The 19,697-nt window shown below is 38.4% G+C and carries 16 protein-coding genes and 1 rRNA gene; all 17 read left to right on the top strand.

Translation table 11 applies throughout. The features are described 5' to 3' along the window. The first annotated feature begins 12 nt into the window (after positions 1-12). Positions 13-123 (top strand): 5S ribosomal RNA (rrf, locus tag I6E11_RS05875). A gap of 264 nt (positions 124-387) precedes the next feature. Next, a complete protein-coding gene (locus I6E11_RS05870; protein WP_235336971.1) occupies positions 388-978 on the top strand; it encodes a hypothetical protein in 591 nt (196 codons plus the stop codon). A 9-nt stretch (positions 979-987) separates the two neighbouring features. Then, on the top strand, positions 988-1,827 hold the full coding sequence (locus I6E11_RS05865) for a DUF2764 domain-containing protein (protein WP_235336969.1): 840 nt from the start codon (positions 988-990) through the stop codon (positions 1,825-1,827). A gap of 15 nt (positions 1,828-1,842) precedes the next feature. Beyond that, on the top strand, positions 1,843-3,600 hold the full coding sequence (locus I6E11_RS05860; RefSeq protein ID WP_235336967.1) for a V-type ATP synthase subunit A: 1,758 nt from the start codon (positions 1,843-1,845) through the stop codon (positions 3,598-3,600). 27 nt (positions 3,601-3,627) lie between these two features. Beyond that, positions 3,628-4,947 carry a V-type ATP synthase subunit B gene (locus I6E11_RS05855; protein ID WP_235329316.1) on the top strand — a complete coding sequence of 440 codons (1,320 nt, stop codon included), beginning with the start codon at positions 3,628-3,630 and terminating at the stop codon, positions 4,945-4,947. A 25-nt stretch (positions 4,948-4,972) separates the two neighbouring features. Next, complete coding sequence (locus I6E11_RS05850) at positions 4,973-5,578, top strand: V-type ATP synthase subunit D (RefSeq protein ID WP_235336966.1); 606 nt, start codon at positions 4,973-4,975, stop codon at positions 5,576-5,578. Beyond that, the gene (locus tag I6E11_RS05845) at positions 5,575-7,374 is read left to right on the top strand and encodes a V-type ATP synthase subunit I (RefSeq protein ID WP_235336965.1); all 1,800 of its coding nucleotides are present in this window, start codon (positions 5,575-5,577) and stop codon (positions 7,372-7,374) included. Before I6E11_RS05850 ends, I6E11_RS05845 begins: the two co-directional genes overlap by 4 nt. A 54-nt stretch (positions 7,375-7,428) precedes the next feature. Then, positions 7,429-7,893 carry an ATP synthase subunit C-like protein gene (locus I6E11_RS05840; protein ID WP_154044766.1) on the top strand — a complete coding sequence of 155 codons (465 nt, stop codon included), beginning with the start codon at positions 7,429-7,431 and terminating at the stop codon, positions 7,891-7,893. 121 nt (positions 7,894-8,014) lie between these two features. Next, positions 8,015-8,782 carry a TerB family tellurite resistance protein gene (locus tag I6E11_RS05835; protein WP_235336964.1) on the top strand — a complete coding sequence of 256 codons (768 nt, stop codon included), beginning with the start codon at positions 8,015-8,017 and terminating at the stop codon, positions 8,780-8,782. Between the two features lie 266 nt (positions 8,783-9,048). Beyond that, positions 9,049-10,059 (top strand): type I glyceraldehyde-3-phosphate dehydrogenase, encoded by a 1,011-nt coding sequence (gene gap / locus I6E11_RS05830; protein ID WP_235336963.1) that lies wholly within the window; start codon positions 9,049-9,051, stop codon positions 10,057-10,059. Positions 10,060-10,196: 137 nt separating this feature from the next. Then, a complete protein-coding gene (gene miaA / locus I6E11_RS05825; RefSeq protein ID WP_235336961.1) occupies positions 10,197-11,111 on the top strand; it encodes a tRNA (adenosine(37)-N6)-dimethylallyltransferase MiaA in 915 nt (304 codons plus the stop codon). Between the two features lie 50 nt (positions 11,112-11,161). After that, positions 11,162-12,094 (top strand): diacylglycerol/lipid kinase family protein, encoded by a 933-nt coding sequence (locus I6E11_RS05820; RefSeq protein WP_235336959.1) that lies wholly within the window; start codon positions 11,162-11,164, stop codon positions 12,092-12,094. A 64-nt stretch (positions 12,095-12,158) separates the two neighbouring features. Then, complete coding sequence (locus I6E11_RS05815; RefSeq protein WP_235336956.1) at positions 12,159-13,370, top strand: OprO/OprP family phosphate-selective porin; 1,212 nt, start codon at positions 12,159-12,161, stop codon at positions 13,368-13,370. A gap of 88 nt (positions 13,371-13,458) precedes the next feature. After that, a complete protein-coding gene (serS, locus tag I6E11_RS05810; RefSeq protein ID WP_235336955.1) occupies positions 13,459-14,733 on the top strand; it encodes a serine--tRNA ligase in 1,275 nt (424 codons plus the stop codon). A gap of 239 nt (positions 14,734-14,972) precedes the next feature. Next, positions 14,973-16,916, top strand: a complete 1,944-nt coding sequence (locus I6E11_RS05805; protein WP_235336954.1) for a glycogen debranching enzyme N-terminal domain-containing protein — start codon at positions 14,973-14,975, stop codon at positions 16,914-16,916. A 14-nt stretch (positions 16,917-16,930) separates the two neighbouring features. Continuing rightward, entirely contained in the window at positions 16,931-18,199 is a 1,269-nt protein-coding gene (locus tag I6E11_RS05800; protein WP_235336953.1) for a glycosyltransferase family 4 protein, read from the top strand. A gap of 20 nt (positions 18,200-18,219) precedes the next feature. Beyond that, entirely contained in the window at positions 18,220-19,629 is a 1,410-nt protein-coding gene (locus I6E11_RS05795; RefSeq protein ID WP_235336952.1) for a glycoside hydrolase family 57 protein, read from the top strand. Positions 19,630-19,697: the final 68 nt, after the last annotated feature.

The following is a 19,697-nucleotide window of genomic DNA, read 5'->3' as shown; positions in this document are numbered from 1 at the left end:
AAATAAAGATATTCAGGTGACTATAGCACGAAGGTTCCACCTCTTCCCATTCCGAACAGAGAAGTTAAGCTTCGTCACGCCGATGGTACTGCGTACATGTGGGAGAGTAGGTAGTCGCCGTTTTAATGAGAGAAAGATCCCCGAGGTAGAGATACTTCGGGGATTTTCGCGTTTATACAGTCTGAATGTAATACAAATGAACGACCTTATGTTAATCTTTTGTTTAATATTGGTAACGATATAAAAAATCTTTGATACTAAATTCGTTTTCTTCATTCATATTTCTTATATTTGAACCGCTTAAAGAATTTTATATAGTTTATTTTTAATAAGCAAAAGTGAGCCTGAAAATAAAATACGAAAACAAATTTATTTACTAATATAATTATGGAAAATAAAATTCAAGAACTGACCGATAAGATATATCGCGAAGGTGTAGAAAAAGGAAATGAAGAAGCACAGCGACTTATCAGTGAGGCTCAGAAAAAAGCTGAGAAAATGATTCAAGATGCCCAAAAACAGGCTGATGATATTATTGCAATGGCAAAGAAATCGGCAGAAGAACTGATGGAAAATACTAAATCGGAACTTAAACTGTTTGCTGGTCAGGCTTTGAATGCATTGAAAACCGAGGTTACAAATCTGCTCACTAATCAGACTGTTTCAGATGCTGTGAAGAATTTTACTTCTGATAAAGAATATCTGAACAAGTTTATCGTGACTTTAGCTAAACAGTGGGTTGAGAATGAACCTATGGTTATTTCTGTTGCTGATGCAGAGAATTTGAAGAAATATTTCTCTAAAAATGCAAAAGATTTGCTTGACAAGGGAGTCAAGATTGAAAGTGTAAAGGGTTCGAAAGTCCTTTTCAGCATTTCACCCGCTGATGGCTCTTATAAAGTTAATTTTGGTGAGGAAGAATTTGAAAATTACTTTAAAGACTTCTTACGCCCGCAATTAGTACAAATGTTGTTTTAAATTAGGAATATGGATGCTTATTATTATCTGATAGCCGGATTGCCAGACATCTCTTTGGAAGATGGCAAACTGAGTTATACTGTTGATAGTTTTAAGTCGGAAATATACCCTGAATTGTCTGACAAGGATAAGAAGATTGTGGATCTGTTTTATCTGAAGTTTGATAATGATAACCTTTTACATCTATTGAAAGACAAGGATTACACAATTAAAACGCCAGGTGTTTTCACAGCTGACGATCTTCTTACTTTAATAGATACTGTAAAGGAGGGGGATGTACCCGATAAAAAGTACCCATCTTATTTCTGTAAATTTATATCTGAATATTTTACTCTTTCTCCTGAAGATGAATATCGTGCTAATGATATATTGGCTTCCGATTATTATTCGTATGCCATGAAAAGCAGGAATAAGTTCGTCTCTTCATGGTTTGAGTTCAATCTTAACATAAATAATATTCAAGCTGCAATTTCTGCCCGTAAATATAAGTTGGATGTGGCTTCGGCTATAGTTGGTCATACTGATGTATGTGAACTGTTGCGAACTTCTAACGCCAGGGATTTTGGATTGGGTGAGACTTTGACTTATTTGGAGAATATTCAGAGAATATCGGAAATAGATGACTTGGTGGAGAGAGAAAAGAAAATTGACCAATTGAAATGGGATTGGCTTGATACAGAATCTTTTTTCAATTATTTCACTGTAGAACGTTTATTTGTCTTTTTATTGCAACTAGAGATGATAGAAAGATGGATATCATTGGATAAAGACAAAGGTTATGAACTGTTCAGAGCAATGATTAAGGCTTTGAAAGATGATGTTCAGATACCGGAAGAGTTTAGAAATTAGTTTAAATATAATAAAATGGCAACAAAAGGTAGTGTTATTGGCGTTATTGCCAATATGGTGACTCTGACTGTAGATGGTCCGGTGGCACAGAATGAAATCTGTTACATCTCTACAGGTGGTGACCGACTGATGGCCGAGGTTATTAAGGTGGTAGGTACTAATGTTTATGTACAGGTGTTCGAAAGTACACGTGGATTGAAGGTTGGTGCCGAGGCTGAATTTACAGGCCATATGCTTGAGGTTACTTTGGGGCCGGGTATGCTGTCGAAAAACTATGATGGCTTACAGAATGACCTAGATAAGATGGATGGCGTTTTCCTGAAACGCGGACAATATACTTATCCACTGGACAAAGAAGCTAAATGGCTTTTTAAACCTATTGTAAAGGTAGGGGATGAAGTGGGACCTTCTGCCTGGCTTGGAGAGGTTGAAGAAAATCATCAGCCATTGAAAATTATGGTTCCGTTCCAGCTGACCGGTACTTATAAGGTTAAATCAATTGTTTCGGAAGGTGAGTACACTATAGGAGATACTGTGGCTGTACTTACTGATAAGGAGGATAACGATATTCCTGTAAACATGATTCAGAAATGGCCTGTAAAGAAGGCTATGACCAACTATAAGGAAAAACCACGTCCATTCCGCCTGTTGGAAACAGGGGTACGCGTAATAGATACTGTGAATCCTATAGTGGAAGGCGGTACGGGATTTATTCCTGGGCCTTTCGGTACTGGTAAGACGGTGTTGCAGCATGCCATTTCAAAACAGGCTGAAGCTGATATCGTTATCATTGCTGCCTGTGGTGAACGTGCGAACGAGGTTGTGGAAATATTTACCGAATTCCCTGAACTGGTGGACCCACATACGGGCAGAAAGTTGATGGAACGTACCATTATCGTGGCTAATACGTCGAACATGCCTGTAGCAGCACGTGAGGCTTCTGTATATACTGCCATGACTATGGCTGAATTCTATCGCGCTCAGGGACTGAAGGTTCTGCTTATGGCCGATTCTACTTCGCGTTGGGCTCAGGCATTGCGTGAGATGTCTAACCGTATGGAAGAGTTGCCTGGTCCTGATGCGTTCCCTATGGATATTTCGGCTATTATCTCGAACTTCTATGGACGTGCCGGTTATGTTTATCTGAATAACGGTGCAACAGGTTCTATTACGTTTATCGGTACTGTATCTCCGGCCGGAGGTAACTTGAAGGAGCCTGTGACAGAGAATACCAAGAAGGTGGCACGTTGTTTCTATGCTTTGGAACAGGAACGTGCTGACCGTAAACGTTATCCGGCTGTTAATCCTATTGATTCTTATTCCAAATATCTGGAATATCCGGAATTTGAAAACTATATCACAGAACGCATAAACGGTGAATGGATAGGTAAGGTTAACGAACTGAAAACCAGATTGCTGAGAGGAAAAGAAATTGCAGAACAGATAAACATTCTTGGTGATGACGGTGTGCCTGTGGAATATCACGTTATATTCTGGAAGTCTGAACTTATCGACTTTGTAATCCTTCAGCAGGATGCATTTGATGAGGTGGACTCTGTAACTCCTATGGAACGTCAGGAAGAGATTGTCAATATGGTGATTGACGTTTGCCATACAGAATTCAAGTTCGATAACTTTGTTGAGGTTATGGAATATTTCAAGAAGATGATCAACATCTGCAAGCAAATGAACTACTCCAAATATAAATCTGCTGAATACGTGGAATTCGGAAAACAGTTGCAGGAGCTTATTGCAGAAAGACGTGCCGAATAATTTATATCATTAATTAAGAATCATAAAATGGCAACAAAAGCATTTCAAAAGATATATACCAAAATAAGCCAGATAACCAAGGCTACCTGCTCGCTGAAAGCTAAGGGGGTGGGGTATGACGAACTGGCTATGGTAAACGGCAAATTGGCGCAGGTCGTTAAGATTGCCGGAGATGATGTTACGCTGCAGGTGTTTGAGGGTACTGAGGGTATTCCTACTAATGCAGAAGTTGTGTTCCTTGGAAAATCGCCTACACTGAAAGTCAGCGAACAGTTGGCAGGACGTTTTTTCAATGCGTTCGGCGATCCTATTGACGGTGGCCCTGAAGTAGAAGGAGTAGAGGTGGAAATCGGTGGTCCTTCGGTGAACCCTGTACGTCGTAAACAGCCTTCTGAACTTATCGCTACAGGTATTGCTGGTATCGACTTGAACAATACTTTGGTTTCGGGACAGAAGATTCCGTTCTTTGCCGATCCTGACCAGCCGTTTAACCAGGTAATGGCTAACGTGGCTCTTCGTGCGGAGACAGATAAAATCATCTTAGGAGGTATGGGTATGACTAACGATGACTACCTTTACTTCAAGAATGTATTCTCGAATGCAGGTGCGCTGGACCGTATCATCAGTTTTGTAAATACTACTGAAAATCCTCCTGTAGAACGACTGCTTATTCCTGATATGGCCTTGACTGCAGCCGAATACTTCGCTGTAGAACATAATCAGAAAGTTCTTGTATTGCTTACGGATATGACATCGTATGCCGATGCCTTGGCTATCGTATCAAACCGTATGGACCAGATTCCATCAAAGGATTCTATGCCTGGTTCCTTGTACTCAGACCTTGCCAAGATTTACGAAAAGGCCGTACAGTTCCCTAGCGGTGGTTCTATAACTATCATTGCAGTGACTACACTTTCTGGTGGTGATATCACTCACGCAGTACCTGATAATACTGGTTATATCACAGAAGGACAGTTGTTCCTGCGCCGTGATAGTGATATTGGTAAGGTTATTGTCGATCCGTTCCGTTCTCTTTCACGTTTGAAACAACTGGTTAGCGGTAAGAAGACTCGTAAGGATCATCCACAGGTTATGAATGCAGCCGTACGTCTGTATGCCGATGCAGCTAATGCGAAGACAAAAATGGAGAACGGTTTCGACCTGACAAATTACGACGAACGTACTTTGGCTTTTGCCAAGGATTATGCAAATCAGCTTCTTGCTATTGATGTGAACCTCAACACTACAGAAATGCTTGATGTTACTTGGGGATTGTTCAGTAAGTATTTCAAGCCGGAAGAGGTGAATATCAAGAAGGAATTTGTTGATCAGTACTGGAAGAAATAATCAAATTCAATAAAAAGACAGAGAAATGGCTATAAAATTTCAATATAACAAGACCTCGCTGCAGCAGTTGGAAAAGCAACTGAAGATTCGAGTTCGTACACTTCCTATTATAAAGAATAAGGAAAGTGCGTTGCGACTCGAAGTGAAGCGTTGCAAGACTGAAGCTGTGGAACTGGAGGAGCGTCTTGAACGTCATATTCAGGCGTATGAAGCCATGTTCGCACTCTGGAATGAATTTGATGCTTCATTGATAAAAGTGAAGGATGTTCATTTGGGCGTTCGAAAGATTGCAGGTGTCAGGGTTCCGCTACTGGAAGAAGTGGATTTTGATATCCGCAATTACAGTATGTTCTCTTCTCCAAAATGGTATGCCGACGGACTTCATATATTGAAGACATTGGCACAAACTGCAATAGAGAGAGAATTTACACTCGCCAAATTGGGCTTGCTGGAACATGCGCGTAAAAAAACTACTCAGAAGGTAAACCTTTTTGAGAAGGTACAGATTCCTGGATATCAGGACGCATTGAGAAAAATTAAACGATTTATGGAGGATGAAGAGAACCTCTCGAAATCATCACAGAAAATCTTGAAATCTATCCAGGAAAAGAGAAAGGAGGCTGAACAATGATTGCTAAAATGAAAAAGCTGACTTTCCTTGTATATTATAAGGAATATGAAGAGTTCCTTGAAAAACTTCGTGACCTTGGTGTGGTACATATTTTTACTAAATCACAGGGAGCGGCAGAAAATCAGGAACTGCAAAATCGTATCCGCCTTGCAGGAAAATATGCTACTGCAATAAAGTTTCTTCAGGGGCTTGGAGTAGTGGCTGACAAGCATGATGGTGATGCAGTAAAAGGAGAACAGGCACTTGAATTATTGTCTGAGCTGCAAAATAATCAGCAACAGCTGACTCACAAAAAGCAGACATTGGAGAAAGAGATTTCTTCATTGGAGCCTTGGGGGGATTTTGAGGCGGAAAATATTGAGCGTCTTAGAAATGCCGGTTATGTGGTGAATTTCTATATTTGTTCGGAAAAGCAATTCAAGGATGAATGGATTGTGGCATATAATGCTACTGTAATTAATAAAATAGGCTCTAAGGTTTATTTTGTTACAATTACGTCAGAAAAGGAGGTTCCTGAACTGGAAGTGGAATATGCAAAACTGCCTGACAAATCTTTGAGTAAATTGAAATCTTCGGTGGACAGCCTCGTTGCTGAAATAGATAAGGTGGATGAAAGCATTAAGGAATTGGCTAAAACATCGATTACAGACCTTGAAGCTGCACAGAAGAAAATTTATTCAGAAATAGAGTTCTCGAAGGTGGTACTAACTGGTGATTCTATGGCAGACAATAAGTTGGTATTATTGGAAGGTTGGGTACCTGAGATTAAAAGTGATGAAGTGAAATCATTCATGGATAATCAGGGGGCATATTATGAAATTACTACTCCTACACCTGACGATAATGTACCGATAATGTTTAAGAATGATAAGTTCTCACGTCTGTTTGAGCCAATTATCAGACTTTACATGTTGCCTAAGTATAATGAACTTGACCTTACTCCGTTCTTTGCACCTTTCTTCATGCTGTTTTTCGGCTTGTGTCTTGGTGATACTGGATATGGTGCGTTTATGGTATTGGCAGTTACAATATACAGACTGATGGCAAAGAATATAAGTTCAGGCATGAAACCTATCCTCACACTGGTGCAGATTCTGGGTGCATCTACCATGATTTGTGGCTTGCTGACGGGTACATGTTTCGGATTTAATATTTACGACATTCAGGTGCCTTTCCTACAAAAGATGAAAGATACCATTGCATTGGATAATCAGCAGATGTTTAATTTGTCTCTTATCCTTGGTGGTGTTCAGATAATCTTTGGTATGATGCTTAAAGCCGTAAATCAAACAATACAGCTTGGATTTAAATATGCTGTTGGAACAATAGGATGGATCTTTGTAATTTTAAGTTCAGCAATAGCTTTTGCCGGTGTAATGGAAATGGGTGGAACCATACATATGATACTGGTTATTGCAGGTTTGCTGATGGCTTATCTTTATAACAGTCCTGGAAAGAATGTTTTCGTGAATATCGGTCTTGGACTTTGGGACAGCTATAATATGGCTACCGGATTATTGGGCGATATATTATCGTATGTTCGTCTGTTTGCACTGGGACTGTCTGGAGGTATATTGGCAAGTGTGTTCAACAGTCTTGCAGCAGGTATGAGTCCTGACAACGTAATAGCAGGTCCTATAGTTATGGTACTGATATTTGTGATAGGACATTCTATAAACATTTTCATGAATGTTCTTGGAGCTATGGTTCATCCTATGCGTTTGACATTCGTAGAGTTTTTCAAAAACTCAGGTTATGAAGGTGGAGGTAAGGAATACTCTCCATTTAAAAAATAAAAAGTATTTCGCGTATATAAATTGAAAAATAATAAATAACAAAACTTTTGAATTATGGAAATGAATTTTTTGATTGCCTATATTGGCATCGCTGTTATGGTTGGTTTGTCTGGTATCGGTAGTGCATACGGAGTAACAATTGCTGGTAATGCTTCTATCGGAGCACTTAAGAAAAATGATAGTGCTTTTGGTAACTTCCTTGTATTGACAGCTCTTCCAGGTACTCAGGGACTTTATGGTTTTGCCGGTTATTTTATGTTCCAGAATATTTTCGGTGTTCTTACTCCTGAAATAACAACACTTCAGGCTTGTGCTGTCCTTGGTTCAGGTATCGGTTTGGGATTGGTTGCCCTTTTCTCAGCTATCCGTCAGGGACAGGTTTGTGCTAATGGTATAGCTGCTATTGGTCAGGGACATAACGTATTTGGTAATACTTTGATTCTTGCCGTATTCCCAGAGTTGTATGCTATCGTAGCTCTTGCTGCTACATTCTTGATGGGTTCGGCTATCACTGCTTAATATTTTAATACTGATTTATACTTAAAGCTGTCTCAATCTTATTGGGGCAGCTTTTTCTATATTCTTGTGGATAAGAAGTTTTTTTATAACTTTGTCCCGAAATGTAAAAATATAGAATAATATGGGATACGGAAAATGGATAGGTGGTCTTATGGGTTTTGTTACTATGGGACCTTTGGGAGCTTTGGCTGGATTTGCCATAGGTTCATTATTTGACAACGCAAATGATAATACGATAGAGGGAACGGATGTTCAGAATGAATATGCCGGACAAAGAAATAGTTTCTTGTTCTCTATGCTTGTGATGGCATCGTATATAATACGTGCAGATGGCAGAATTATGCATAGCGAAATGGAATTTGTAAGGAAATTCCTGAGAAACAATTTTGGTGAGGTGGCTGTTTCTGAGGGCGAGCAGATACTGTTAAATCTGTTTGAACAAAGAAAACAGATGGACAAATCGAATCCAATGGCTTTTAAGAATACCATACACGAATGTGGAGCACAGATTGCTTCAAATATGTCGTATGAGGAACGTCTTCAGCTATTGCGCTTTCTTACACAGATAGCTCAAAGCGATGGTAATGTATGTGTGGAAGAGATTGAAGCATTGAAAGAAGTTGCTCTGGCTATGGGACTGTCATATCAGGAAGTGGAATCAATGCTTAATATGAGAGGTAAATCTCTGGATGAGGCATATAAGGTGCTTGAAGTTTCACCGAATGCATCGGATGAAGAAATTCGTTCGGCTTACAAGAAAATGGTCCTGAAGCACCATCCTGATAGGGTAGCTACATTGGGAGAGGATATAAGAAAGGCAGCCGAAGAAAAACTTCAGGATATTAATAACGCAAAAGAACGTATATACAAGGCTAGGGGCATGAGATAAAGAATGTCTATACTTTATTAAATGTCGATTTTGTATACTACAGATTGCAAAAACGGGATAATATGTAACAACAATAAAATAAACTTCTTCTAAGTACGGGAAATAAGTGTTTTTTTTACTAAAAAAGAACCATCCAATTGTTGTGTTTTAAAAGAAATCATTACTTTTGCATCGTAAAACTTGAGATTAATTATACAAAGCAAGTATATTATATATATCGAATAGTTTTCAAACTTTATTATAAAACCATTAAAAATTTAAACAAAATGATTAAAGTAGGTATTAACGGTTTCGGTCGTATCGGCCGTTTCGTATTCCGTGCAGCTCAGAAAAGAAACGATATCCAGATCGTAGGTATTAACGACTTGTGCCCAGTAGATTACTTGGCTTACATGTTGAAATATGACACAATGCACGGACAGTTCGACGGTACAATCGTTGCTGACGTTGAAAACAGCAAGTTGATTGTTAATGGTAAAGAAATCCGTGTAACAGCTTGCAAAGATCCAAAAGAATTGGCATGGAACGAAGTTGGTGCTGAATACGTAGTAGAATCTACAGGTTTGTTCTTGACTAAAGAAAAAGCTCAGGCTCACATCGAAGCTGGTGCTAAATATGTAGTTATGTCAGCTCCTTCTAAAGACGATACTCCAATGTTCGTTTGCGGTGTAAACGAAAAAACATATGTTAAAGGTACTCAGTTCGTTTCTAACGCTTCTTGTACTACTAACTGTTTGGCTCCTATCGCTAAGGTTTTGAACGACAAATGGGGAATCACTGACGGTTTGATGACTACAGTTCACTCTACAACTGCTACTCAGAAAACAGTTGACGGTCCTTCTATGAAAGACTGGAGAGGTGGTCGTGCTGCTTCTGGTAACATCATCCCTTCTTCAACTGGTGCTGCTAAGGCTGTAGGTAAAGTTATCCCTGAATTGAACGGTAAATTGACTGGTATGTCAATGCGTGTTCCTACTTTGGACGTATCTGTAGTTGACTTGACAGTTAACTTGGCTAAACCAGCTACTTACGCTGAAATCTGCGCTGCAATGAAGGAAGCTTCTGAAGGTGAATTGGCAGGTGTTCTTGGTTACACTGAAGATGCAGTTGTTTCTTCTGACTTCTTGGGTGACACTCGTACATCTATCTTCGATGCTAAAGCTGGTATCGCTTTGACTGATACTTTCGTTAAAGTTGTTTCTTGGTATGACAACGAAATCGGTTACTCTAACAAAGTATTGGATTTGATCGCTCACATGGCTTCTGTAAACTGCTAATAAGTAATACGAAACCAAATATAAAGAGCTGCCTTGATTTTCAAGGTGGCTCTTTTTTTGTTCTCTTTTTGTATCTTTAATGTAAAATAAGCTATCTTTGTAGATATAAATGAAAGGAAAACTAATTTTATAACTCTATGAAATATGATTTTATAACCATATTGGGACCTACGGCATCCGGTAAAACGCCTCTTGCAGCTTCTTTGGCTAAAGAAATAGGTGCAGAGATTATTAGTGGAGACAGTAGGCAGATATATCGTGGAATGGATATTGGTACAGGAAAGGATTTGAAAGATTATGTAGTAGACGGATATCAAGTACCGTATCATCTGATTGATATTGCAGATCCAGGTTATAAATATAATGTGTTTGAATTCCAAAGAGATTTTTTAAGTGCATTTCAGGATATAAAGTCCAGAGGACACGATGCTATATTGTGTGGCGGTACGGGTATGTATATTGAGTCTGTGTTGAAGGGGTATAAACTTATACCTGTGCCTGAAAATAAGGAATTAAGGGAAAAACTTGCTGATAAATCTTTGGATGAACTTATTGATATTCTGTCAAAATATAAGAAGCTACATAACTCTACAGACGTTGATACTGCAAAACGTGCTATAAGAGCTATAGAAATTGAAGAATATTATTTGAAAAATAATGTAGAGGCACGCAGTTTTCCTGCTTTTAATAGTTTAATAATTGGAGTTGACATTGACCGTGAATTAAGAAGAGAAAAAATATCCAACCGTTTGCGGCAAAGGCTTGACGAAGGGATGGTGGATGAGGTAAAAAAACTGTTGGACTCAGGAATTCCTGCAGAGGACCTTATCTATTACGGTTTGGAATATAAATATCTTACACTCTATGTCACGGGTGCAATGAAATATGAGTATATGTGTTCGCAGCTGGAAATAGCTATACATCAGTTTGCAAAACGTCAGATGACATGGTTCCGGGGTATGGAGAGAAGAGGATTCGTCATAAACTGGATTAATGCTGAATGGAGTATTAAGCAGAAAATTGATGCTATCCGACATCTGATGGATGCATAAAGTATAAGTGACAAGTCCCGAATTATTAGTATAATATAAAAAATAAATTTATGGCAGTAGAACCTAACAGATGGGGAGTAATCTATAATCCCAAAGCCGGAAGTAAAAAAGCACAGAAAAGGTGGGCTAAGATTCGTGAGTATATGGATAGTCAGAATGTTATGTATGATTATGTCCAGTCGGAAGGTTTTGGCTCTGTGGAACGTTTGGCTAAGACAATGGCCAATAATGGCTATAGGACTATTGTTGTAGTAGGAGGAGATGGAGCAATAAATGATGCAGTGAATGGCATTATGCAGGCTGATGTGGAGGATAAGCTTTCAATAGCTTTTGGGATTATCCCAAACGGCGTAGGAAATGATTTTGCAAAATATTGGGGGCTCGATTCTGATGATTATAAAGGAGCTGTAGATGTTCTGATAAACAAACGTTTGAGGAAAGTGGACGTCGGAACATTTGGATATTATAATGGGGATACTCATAACAGAAGGTATTTTCTGAATGCTGTATATATGGGCTTGGGTGCCAAAATTGTGATGATAACAAATGAAACGAAACGTTTTTGGGGAATTCCTTTGATATCATATTTATCTTCTTTGATTCTTGTTGCCTTTGAACGAAAGCTGCACAGAATGCACATAAAACTCAATAATGAGCATATCAGAGGTAGAATTATGGCCGTTTGTATAGGTAGTTGCAGAGGATACGGACTTACTCCAAGTGCAGTGCCATATAACGGATGGTTGGATGTTTCTGTTATATACAGGCCACAGCTGAGGGAACTTATTTCAGGGTTGTGGATGCTTCAGCAGGGGAGATTATTGAATCATAAGATAGTAAAACCATACAGAACAAAAGCTGTAAAGGTATTACGTGCTAGAAATGCCGAGATCAGTATTGACGGACGTATATGGACAGATAAGCATTATCCTTTTGAAGTTGCCATAATGCCTGAAGCGCTGACATTGATAATACCGCGATAAAAATCTTTCTGATTGAACATTTGATGATACACCGTTGTTGAATGATAATAATCAATTTATTTTTATGTTTAGAATTTTTTCATCCGGTTTCTGTTATTTGCCGGTTCTGATATTGTTGCTATCCAGTGGAATAAGTGTCAGTGTAAATGCTCAAGAACATTCTTTGGTGCCTGCTGATGAAAAAACTTTGCTTCAACGTGTTACTGACGGTAAACGTGATATAGACTGGGCCAATATGAATATACAGTTCTGTACAGCTGCAGATGCTGCATTTACTAATGGCGTTTTAGATAATATGGCATTCAAGGTACACCGTGTAAGGCTGGAGGTTCTTGGAGCATTCAGGGATAAGTTCTCGTATCATTTCAGGCAGTCGTTTAATAAATATACAAATCCTAATATTCCATTGGATAATTTGGCCGGGTCTGTTGAATTGGCTATGGTGGGGTGGCAATTTAATGACCGTTGGCATCTCACAGCAGGTAAACAGCCAGTACAGTTCAGTGGATATGAATGTTGGGTAAATGCTATAAAGGTAAGACATTATTCTGATTTCAATAATACTATACCCGCTTATCAGGTGGGAGTTAATATGGCTTATAATATTAATGATAATCAGATGTTAAACTTCCAGGTCACAAACAATAGGAATTCTACTATTGAAGACCAGTTTATGTATGAATTGCCAGATGGTATTGAGGATTCAAAAATACCTGTGCTTGGAACAGTGAATTGGGATGGATATTTTGTAGACCGGGCCATGCAGTTAAGATATTCATTGTCATACGGTCAGTTGGCAAAAGGTAAAAACATTTTCTATTTTACTTGTGGAAACGTATGGGACAAGAAACCTTTTCTGGGATATATAGATTTTATGTATTCGCGCGAAGGACTTGACTCAAAAGGATTGGTTACCTCTGTTTATGATACTGGCAATAATCGTGCGGTAACAGCTGAGAATGTAGAGTATTTCACTACAATAGCAAATTTAGATTATAGGGTATCTCCGCATCTTAATCTATATGTTAAGGGAGCTTATGAATTAGGTAATGTTTATAAGTCTTCTGAGGAGTTTCAGGCAGGAAACTATAGAAGAACGTGGAATGTTCAGCTTTGTGCCGAATATTATCCAATGTCGGACAGCGAACTTATAGTATATCTTCATTTGCTTCATAAAAACACACATCTTACAGAGAAAGCAAGGATGTATGGAGCCCAGAGCTATAATCAACAACGTGTTTCGCTGGGATTGGTCTATACTTTGCCTGTTTTCTGATTAAAAACTTAAGTCTCACTGTATAATTGACAAAAAAAATATATCTTTGCACATCTTTTACATGGAACGTTTATAAAAGTACAGAAATATGCTCACTATTAAACAAATTACAGAAGATACCGACAAGGTAATTCGTGGACTTGAGAAAAAGCATTTTACTAATGCAAAAGAGGCCATAGCAAAAGTGTTGGAATGCAATGACAGAAGACGTAATGCTCAGAATCAACTAGATAGAAATCTTGCTGAGGTGAATTCACTTTCCAAAAGTATCGGAATGTTGATGAAGGAAGGCAAGAAAGAAGAAGCAGAGGCTGCAAAAAATAAAGTGGCAGAATTCAAGGATGCAAGCAAAACACTGCAGGCTGAAATGGATAAGGCTTCTGAGGAAATGCAGGAAATATTGTATACTATTCCTAATGTACCATATGACGAGGTTCCTGAAGGTTCATGTGCCGAGGACAATGTTGTGGTAAAACAGGGAGGTATGGAAACAGAACTTCCTAAAAATGCATTGCCACATTGGGAACTAGCAAAGAAATATGATTTGATAGATTTTGATTTGGGAGTAAAAATAACTGGTGCAGGTTTCCCCGTATATAAGGGTAAAGGAGCAAGATTGCAGAGAGCCCTTATTAATTTTTTCCTTGATGAGGCCCGTGCTTCAGGATATGAGGAAATCATGCCACCTACAGTTGTAAATGCTGCTTCAGGTTATGGTACAGGTCAGTTACCAGACAAGGAAGGTCAGATGTATCACTGCAATCTTGACGATTTGTATCTGATACCTACTGCAGAAGTTCCTGTTACAAATATTTATAGAGATGTAATTCTTGATGAAAAACAGCTTCCAATAAAGAATTGTGCGTATACTCAATGTTTCCGTCGCGAAGCTGGTTCATATGGTAAAGATGTACGTGGTTTGAACCGTTTGCATGAATTCTCAAAGGTAGAGTTGGTAAGAATAGACAAACCTGAACATTCAAAACAGTCTCATCAGGAAATGTTGGATCATGTAGAAGGATTGTTGCAGAAGTTGGAACTTCCATATAGAATACTTCGCTTGTGCGGTGGCGATATGAGTTTTACTGCGGCTATCTGTTATGATTTCGAGGTTTATTCAGAGGCTCAGCAGAGATGGTTGGAAGTAAGTTCTGTTTCTAATTTTGATACATATCAGGCAAATCGTTTGAAGTGCCGATTTAGGAATGCAGACAAGAAGACTGAACTTTGTCATACATTAAACGGTTCTGCTTTAGCTTTACCTAGAATAGTTGCTGCTTTGTTGGAGAACAATCAAACTCCAGATGGCATAAGGATACCTAAAGCTTTGGTTCCTTATTGTGGTTTCGATATTATCGATTAATTATAAATTGTGAAAATCCTGAGTCTAGACTCAGGATTTTTTGTTTTGCTATCTGTATATACTGCCCTATAACATGTTTGTTACTGTATTTTCCATTAAAAAAGATATTTCATTGTGAAAAGAAATTATTTTTGAAAAAAAACGAGTTTTACGTTTTGATTTGATTTTTTAATTACTAATTTTGGGGTGAAATTTATAACATATTTATTGAACTATTTAATAACCTTAATATAACATCTATGAGTTATTTACGTTTTGATAAAACTCTTATGACGAATCTGGAGGAATCTTTACCGCGCGAGATTCTTCGTACAAATCGTTCAGGAGCTTACCATTGTTCTACAATTGTAGACTGTAATACTCGCAAGTATCATGGATTATTAGTAATACCAGTGCCAGGACTTGATGATGAAAATCATGTTCTATTATCGGCAATGGATGAAACTGTAATTCAACATGGAGCAGAATTCAATTTAGGCCTCCATAAATATCATGGTGATAATTTTAGTCCGCGCGGTCATAAGTATATACGTGAGTATGAGTGTGAGAAAGTACCTACAACTTGGTATAGGGTAGGTGGAGTTGTCTTAAAGAAAGAAAAAGTTTTTGTGCATCATGAAAATCGAATTCTTATCAGATATACATTGGTTGATGCACACTCTGAAACTACATTGAGATTACGTCCTTATTTAGCCTTCAGAAGTGTAAGGGAATACACACACGAGAATTCACAAGCCAGTAGAAAATACGATGTCATAGACAATGGAATAAAGACATGTATGTATCCTGGCTATCCTGAATTGTATATGCAGTTCAGTAAAGAAAATGAATTCCATTTCCTGCCAGACTGGTACAGAGGTATTGAGTATCCTAAGGAGCAGGAGCGTGGATATGATTTCAATGAAGATTTATACGTTCCCGGTTATTTTGAATTTAAAATAAATAAGGGTGAGAGTGTAACATTCTCAGGCGGTATATCTTCTGTGGATACTTCAGGACTGAATCAGCTGTTTGCTGATGAAGCAGAACAGAGAACACCTAGAAAAGATTTCAAGAACTGTCTTATAAATGCTGCGCATCAATTCTTGAATAAACAGAATGGTGAATCCTACATATTGGCTGGTTATCCTTGGTTTAAGTGTCGTGCCAGAGATATGTTTGTTTCATTGCCTGGTCTTACATTGTCTGTTGGAGAAGTCTCGAAATTTGAGATGATAATGGAAACTGCCATTAAGGCTATCTATGCATTCATTAATGGTGAGAAATCCACATTGAAGGTTTATGAGATATATCATCCGGATGTTCTCCTTTGGGCTGTATGGACTATTCAGCAATATGCGAAGATGGTTTCAAGGGATGCTGTCAAAGAAAAATATCTAGGATTGTTGAAAGATATAATGACATATATACTTGATGGCAGACATCCAAATCTTCAGGTAAATGACAATGGACTGGTCTATGCAAACGGTAGAGATAATGCCATAACATGGATGAATTCAACAGTCAACGGTCGTCCTGTAGTGGGAAGAACAGGATATATAGTAGAATTTAACTCACTTTGGTATAATGCATTGTGTTTCACAGCCGATATTATGGCCGAGGTAGGTGATAATGAATTCTCATACCGCTTGAAATCTTTATCCGAGAAAACAGGAAAATCATTTATAGATACTTTCCTGAACGAGTATGGCTATCTGCTGGATTTTGTGGATGGCGATATGATGGACTGGAGTGTTCGTCCTAATATGATTTTTGCCGCTGCATTCGATTATTCTCCACTTGATGCAAAACAGAAGAAGGGTGTGATTGATATCGTCACCAAGGAACTGCTTACTCCTAAGGGACTTCGTTCTTTGAGTCCTAAGAGTGGAGGTTACAATCCTAATTATGTAGGACCTCAGATGCAGAGAGACTATGCATACCATCAGGGTACAGCTTGGCCTTGGCTGGAAGGTTTCTATATGGAGGCTTATCTGAAAATTTATAAGAGAAGCGCTATCTCTTTCTTGTGGAGACAGTTTGTTAGTTATGAGGATGAAATGACGTGTCATTGTCTTGGAACACTTCCAGAATTGTTTGACGGCAATCCTCCGTTTAAGGGTAGAGGTGCTGTTTCCTTTGCTATGAATGTTGCGGAAATTCTTCGTGGCTTGTATTTGTTGGATAAATTTGAGAATCAATAAAGAAGGAGGAGTTTATGAAAGTTTTAATGTTTGGTTGGGAATTTCCTCCAAAAATATACGGTGGTCTTGCTGTAGCTTCCTATGGTATAACTAAGGGATTAAGTTTGCAAGGCGATGTTGAAACTGTATTCTGTATGCCTAAACCAACTGGCGACGAGGAAGGATTCCTGAAAATTGTTGGTATGAATCAGGTGCCTATTGTGTGGCGTGATGTGAATTACGATTATCTTAAGTCTCGTCTGCACGCAAAAATGACTCCTGAAGAATATTATGCTTATCGTGATAAGATATATGCAGATTTCTCATACATGAATGTCAATGACTTGGGATGTATGGAGTTTGCAGGAGGATATCCTGGAAATCTGCATGATGAAATTAATAATTTCTCTATTATTGCAGGTGTTGTAGCAAGACAGCAGGAGTTCGATATAATCCATGCTCATGACTGGCTGACTTATCCGGCAGGGGTACATGCAAAAATGGTTAGCGGAAAACCACTATGTATTCATGTGCATGCCACAGACTTCGACCGCTCTCGTGGAAAAGTTAACCCTACGGTTTATTCCATTGAGAAGAATGGTATGGATTATGCCGACTGTATCATGTGTGTGTCTGAGCTGACACGCCGTACTGTGATAAATGAATATCATCAGGACCCTAGAAAAGTATTTGCCGTACATAATGCTGTTTACCCATTGTCGCAGGAATATCAGGATATACCACGTCCGGATCATTCAAAAGAGAAAATTGTGACTTTCCTGGGACGTATCACAATGCAGAAGGGACCGGAATATTTTGTAGAAGCAGCAGCTATGGTATTGAAACGTACGCGTAACATCCGTTTCGTTATGGCAGGTTCCGGCGATATGTTGAATGCTATGATTAATCTGGTTGCGGAACGAGGCATAGCCGACCGTTTCCACTTCCCGGGATTTATGAAAGGTAAACAGGTTTACGAGGTTTATAAGAACAGTGATGTTTTTGTGATGCCTTCTGTTTCCGAACCTTTCGGTATAGCTCCATTGGAAGCTATGCAGTGCGGAACACCTTCTATTATTTCCAAGCAGTCAGGTTGTGGTGAAATTCTTAGTAAAGTTATTAAAACCGATTATTGGGACATTCATGCTATGGCAGATGCCATATATTCTATTTGTACCAATCAGTCACTGTTTGAGTATCTTCAGAAAGAAGGAAAAGCTGAAGTCGATGGAATTACTTGGGAAAAAGTAGGTCTAAAAGTACGTTCTTTGTACGAAGATGTTCTGAGAAATTATAATAAGTAAAATATTAGTCTTAAGTTGATATGAAAACAATCTGTTTATATTTTGAGATTCATCAAATAATACATTTGAAACGTTACCGTTTCTTTGAAATAGGCTCAGACCATTATTATTATGATGATTTTGCCAACGAGCAGGGTATTAACGAGATAGCAGAACGCTCTTATATTCCGGCTTTGAATACTCTTATCCAGATGGCAAAAGAGAATGAAGGAGCATTCAAGGTGGCTCTTTCTATTTCAGGTGTTGCACTTGAACAATTGGAAATATATGCACCGGCTGTTATAGAACTGTTGCACGAATTAAATAATACAGGATGCTGTGAGTTCTTGTGCGAACCTTATTCACATGGACTTTCTTCATTAGCTAACGAGGACTGCTTCAAAGAAGAAGTTGGCCGTATGCGCAAGAAAATAAAGGATTATTTTGGCCAGGAACCAAAAGTATTCCGTAACTCAAGTTTGATCTACAATAATGAAATTGGCGGTATGGTAGCCAATATGGGTTTCAAAGGAATGCTTATTGAAGGAGCAAAACATGTACTAGGATGGAAGAGTCCTCACTATCTGTATCATTGTGTAGAGAACCCTAATCTGAAACTTCTGATGAGAGACTTTAAGCTTTCTGACGATATCAGCTTACGTTTCTCAAATAGCGATTGGAGTGAATATCCTTTGTTTGCAGATAAATATATCGGTTGGATTGACTCTATGCCTGAAAGCGAGCAAGTGATTAATATATTTATGGAATTGTCTGCTCTTGGATATTTCCAGCCATTATCATCGAATATTCTTGACTTTATAAAGGCTCTTCCTGTTTGTGCCAAACAGAAAGGCATAACTTTCTCTACTCCTACAGAAATCGTGACTAAACTGAAATCTGTTGATGGAATGGATGTTCCTTATCCTATGTCTTGGGTAGACGAAGAAAGAGATATCAGCCCTTGGTTGGGAAATGTTATGCAGCGTGAGGCATTCAACAAGCTTTATAGTGTAGCAGAACGTGTTTATCTTTGTGATGACAAGAGAATTAAGCAAGACTGGGATTATCTTCAGGCAAGTAACAACTTCCGTTTTATGACAACTAAGGAAACAGGTGTTGCTTTCAACAGAGGTATATACGATTCTCCATTCGATGCATTTACAAACTACATGAATATTTTGGGAGACTTTATCAAACGTGTAAATTCACTTTATCCGGTTGATATGGAAAACGAAGAGTTAGGCTCTTTGCTTACTACCATCAAGAATCAGGGAGCAGAACTTGTACAGTTGAATGCAGAAGTTAGCAAGTTACAAAAGAAATTGGCTGATGCAGAGAAAAAATTAGCTAAAGAAGCAAAACCTGCACCAAAGAAAACAGCTTCCACAACAGCCAAGAAAACTACAAAGACAACCGCTACAAAGAAATCGTCTGAAAAGAGTGAAGATTAAAATACTTTGAACTCAACCAACCAGTAAGCCATATCATTACTTCATCTTGATATGGCTTATTTTTTTGC

Source organism: Bacteroides caecigallinarum, assembly GCF_021531075.1.
GTDB classification, from domain to species: domain Bacteria; phylum Bacteroidota; class Bacteroidia; order Bacteroidales; family Bacteroidaceae; genus Phocaeicola; species Phocaeicola caecigallinarum_B.
This window is presented reverse-complemented; position numbering and strand designations above follow the sequence as displayed.

Excerpts from the sequence above, each read along its gene's own strand:
- I6E11_RS05870 (WP_235336971.1), top strand. The coding sequence starts at position 388 with ATGGAAAATAAAATTCAAGAACTGACCGATAAGATATATCGCGAAGGT.
- I6E11_RS05865 (WP_235336969.1), top strand. The coding sequence starts at position 988 with ATGGATGCTTATTATTATCTGATAGCCGGATTGCCAGACATCTCTTTG.
- I6E11_RS05860 (WP_235336967.1), top strand. The coding sequence starts at position 1,843 with ATGGCAACAAAAGGTAGTGTTATTGGCGTTATTGCCAATATGGTGACT.
- I6E11_RS05855 (WP_235329316.1), top strand. The coding sequence starts at position 3,628 with ATGGCAACAAAAGCATTTCAAAAGATATATACCAAAATAAGCCAGATA.
- I6E11_RS05850 (WP_235336966.1), top strand. The coding sequence starts at position 4,973 with ATGGCTATAAAATTTCAATATAACAAGACCTCGCTGCAGCAGTTGGAA.
- I6E11_RS05845 (WP_235336965.1), top strand. The coding sequence starts at position 5,575 with ATGATTGCTAAAATGAAAAAGCTGACTTTCCTTGTATATTATAAGGAA.
- I6E11_RS05840 (WP_154044766.1), top strand. The coding sequence starts at position 7,429 with ATGGAAATGAATTTTTTGATTGCCTATATTGGCATCGCTGTTATGGTT.
- I6E11_RS05835 (WP_235336964.1), top strand. The coding sequence starts at position 8,015 with ATGGGATACGGAAAATGGATAGGTGGTCTTATGGGTTTTGTTACTATG.
- gap (WP_235336963.1), top strand. The coding sequence starts at position 9,049 with ATGATTAAAGTAGGTATTAACGGTTTCGGTCGTATCGGCCGTTTCGTA.
- miaA (WP_235336961.1), top strand. The coding sequence starts at position 10,197 with ATGAAATATGATTTTATAACCATATTGGGACCTACGGCATCCGGTAAA.
- I6E11_RS05820 (WP_235336959.1), top strand. The coding sequence starts at position 11,162 with ATGGCAGTAGAACCTAACAGATGGGGAGTAATCTATAATCCCAAAGCC.
- I6E11_RS05815 (WP_235336956.1), top strand. The coding sequence starts at position 12,159 with ATGTTTAGAATTTTTTCATCCGGTTTCTGTTATTTGCCGGTTCTGATA.
- serS (WP_235336955.1), top strand. The coding sequence starts at position 13,459 with ATGCTCACTATTAAACAAATTACAGAAGATACCGACAAGGTAATTCGT.
- I6E11_RS05805 (WP_235336954.1), top strand. The coding sequence starts at position 14,973 with ATGAGTTATTTACGTTTTGATAAAACTCTTATGACGAATCTGGAGGAA.
- I6E11_RS05800 (WP_235336953.1), top strand. The coding sequence starts at position 16,931 with ATGAAAGTTTTAATGTTTGGTTGGGAATTTCCTCCAAAAATATACGGT.
- I6E11_RS05795 (WP_235336952.1), top strand. The coding sequence starts at position 18,220 with ATGAAAACAATCTGTTTATATTTTGAGATTCATCAAATAATACATTTG.